This window comes from Phyllobacterium sp. P5_D12, assembly GCF_054049495.1.
Genome location: NZ_JBFUMG010000548.1, coordinates 1 through 2,958, shown reverse-complemented (window position 1 = coordinate 2,958; position 2,958 = coordinate 1). Strand labels below are relative to the sequence as shown.

The 2,958-nt window shown below is 55.0% G+C and carries 2 protein-coding genes and 1 pseudogene; all 3 read right to left on the bottom strand.

Going from position 1 to position 2,958, the window contains the following annotated elements:
- Positions 1 to 308, bottom strand: a pseudogene (locus ACXJ5O_RS23300) (class I SAM-dependent methyltransferase); the annotation flags it as partial.
- A gap of 80 nt (positions 309 to 388) precedes the next feature.
- The gene (gene pnp, locus ACXJ5O_RS23295; protein WP_457301982.1) at positions 389 to 2,530 is read right to left on the bottom strand and encodes a polyribonucleotide nucleotidyltransferase; all 2,142 of its coding nucleotides are present in this window, start codon (positions 2,528 to 2,530) and stop codon (positions 389 to 391) included.
- 217 nt (positions 2,531 to 2,747) lie between these two features.
- Positions 2,748 to 2,958: 30S ribosomal protein S15 (gene rpsO / locus ACXJ5O_RS23290; RefSeq protein ID WP_457301981.1), on the bottom strand; the 211-nt coding region annotated here is incomplete at its 5' end.

Below are 2,958 nucleotides of genomic sequence, written 5' to 3'. Positions count from 1 at the left end.
GGTTTGACGTGCTTCAGTGCCTGAGCCAACCAGTTTTCATTGCGTCCCCTGTGCTTGCCCAGCAAGATCAATGCGCCATCAAACTGCTCATTGCCAAGTAATCTTGGCGCAGCACTAAAGCCCGCCTTCTGCAATGCCAAATAGTCCGGTTTGAATGGTTGAAGACAGGTCAGGCTTGTCTTCCACTCATCACTTACATCGCGATCTACTTCAGCACCGAGAAAAAGCCATGCGGAGCCTTTGTCTGGCAAAGCCAGTATCTCGTCTTCAAAAGGCAGGAAGAGCGTCTGCAGGGCGCCGTTGGCCATAAAGGATCCATCTATAGATATGTTGTGCCAAGAAAAAAGCGCGCCACAAGGGCGCGCTTTCATTATAGCTATTCAGAAGATTACTCAGCGTCTTCCTGCGCCTTCTTTTCCTGAACGATTTCCTTGCCCGTTTCCTGGTCAACGACTTTCATCGACAGGCGAACCTTGCCGCGTTCGTCGAAGCCCATGAGCTTGACCCAGACCTTCTGGCCTTCCTTGACCACGTCTGAAGTCTTGGCAACACGATCCGAAGCAAGCTGCGAGATGTGAACCAGACCATCGCGTGGGCCGAAGAAGTTTACGAACGCACCGAAGTCGGCAGTCTTTACAACTGTGCCTTCATAGATCTCGCCTACTTCCGGCTCTGCGACGATGGAGTGGATCCACTTGCGTGCAGCTTCGATTTCCTTGGCCGAGGACGATGCAATCTTCACTGTACCATCATCTTCGATGTTGATCTTCGCGCCAGTCTTTTCGACGATCTCGCGAATGACCTTGCCGCCGGAACCGATAACGTCACGGATTTTGTCGGTCGGAATGTTCATGACTTCAATGCGCGGTGCAAATTCGCCGAGTTCCGAACGGCCTTCGGTGATAGCCTTCGCCATCTCGCCGAGGATGTGCAGACGGCCGTCCTTGGCCTGCGCCAAAGCAACCTTCATGATCTCTTCGGTGATGCCGTCGATCTTGATATCCATCTGCAGGGCAGTGATACCATTTTCCGAGCCGGCTACCTTGAAATCCATGTCGCCGAGATGATCTTCGTCGCCGAGGATATCGGAGAGAACAGCGAACTTCTCGCCTTCGAGGATTAGGCCCATGGCGATACCGGCGACCGGACGGAGCAGCGGAACACCAGCATCCATAAGGGCGAGCGATGTGCCGCAAACCGTTGCCATCGACGACGAACCATTGGATTCGGTGATCTCGGAGACCGTGCGGAGCGTATAGGGGAACTGTTCCTTGGCAGGCAGAACCGGATGGATAGCGCGCCAGGCGAGCTTGCCATGGCCGATCTCGCGACGCCCTGGCGAACCCATGCGACCTGTTTCACCGACCGAATAGGGCGGGAAATTGTAGTGAAGCATGAAGGTTTCTTTGTACATGCCGGTCAACGAGTCGACATATTGCTCGTCTTCGCCGGTACCCAGCGTCGCAACGACGATGGCCTGTGTTTCACCGCGGGTGAACAGAGCCGAGCCGTGCGTGCGTGGCAGAAGACCAACTTCCGAAACGATCGGACGGACTGTCGAAAGATCACGGCCGTCGATACGGCTGCCCGTGTCGAGAATGTTCCAGCGAACGATCTTCGCCTGAACCGACTTGAATACCGTTGCGATTTCTTCAGCAGAAAACTCTGGCTCGTCAACGCCTTCCGGGAAGAAATGCGCCTTGACCTTGGCTTTCGCCGCATCGACCGCATTGTAGCGATCCTGCTTGTCGGTGATCTTGTAAGCATCGCGGAGATCAGACTCAACAACCTTCAGAACGGCTGCTTCTGCGGCCGAAAGGTCGTCTGTCTGGAAGTCGCGGGGTTCTTTTGCGGCGACTTCAGCGAGCTTGATGATCGCGTCTATAACCGGCTGGAAAGCGCGATGACCGAACATTACGGCGCCGAGCATAACGTCTTCCGCCAATTCCTTGGCTTCCGATTCAACCATGAGAACCGCGTCGCCTGTACCGGCAACAACGAGATCGAGGCTCGATTCCGGCATTTCGTCAACGGTAGGGTTCAGCCTGTATTCGCCACCGATGTAGCCGACGCGCGCGCCGCCGATCGGGCCCATGAAAGGCACGCCGGAAAGCGTCAAGGCAGCAGATGCACCGATCATCGAGACTATGTCCGGGTTGTTTTCGAGATCGTGCTGGATAACGGTCAGAACGACCTGTGTGTCGTTCTTGTAGCCATCAGCAAAAAGCGGGCGGATCGGGCGGTCGATCAAACGCGAAACCAGTGTTTCGTTTTCGCTTGGACGGCCTTCACGCTTGAAATAGCCACCGGGGATCTTGCCGGCTGCGTAGGTCTTTTCCTGGTAGTTGACGGTCAGAGGGAAGAAGTCCTGACCAGCCTTCGGGGCCTTGGCGGAAACGACTGTCGCGAGTACGACCGTTTCGCCGTAGGTGGCGAGAACGGCGCCGTCGGCCTGACGGGCGATCTTGCCGGTTTCGAGAATGAGCGGACGTCCGCCCCATTCGATTTCAACTTTGTGTTGATTAAACATATCTTGTCCTTCAGTGGAGAAAGACGCGCTTCCCTTTGGATAGCAGCATCGATCTCCCGTTTCGATTTAGACCAATCACGGGCAAGACAATTTGCAACTCGCACTTTCGAGTTGCCAGCAATCCTGCCCCATGACCTGTCTCATGGTAGAATTCATTCCTCACCGGAATGAAAGAAACCGGCGGAACGCAATGCGTATCCGCCGGTTTAATCCGTTATTAGCGGCGCAGGCCGAGCTTTTCGATCAGCGTCTGGTAACGGCCCTGATCAACTTTCTTGAGATAATCAAGAAGGCTGCGGCGCGTCGAGACAAGCTTGAGTAGGCCACGGCGGGAATGGTTATCCTTCTTGTGGTCCTTGAAATGTTCGGTCAAATTGACAATGCGCTCTGTCAGAACGGCAACCTGGACTTCCGGAGAACCGGTATCG

What these genes read in the sequence shown, in the direction of transcription:
- pnp (WP_457301982.1), bottom strand. Translation starts at nt 2,530, where the DNA reads ATGTTTAATCAACACAAAGTTGAAATCGAATGGGGCGGACGTCCGCTC.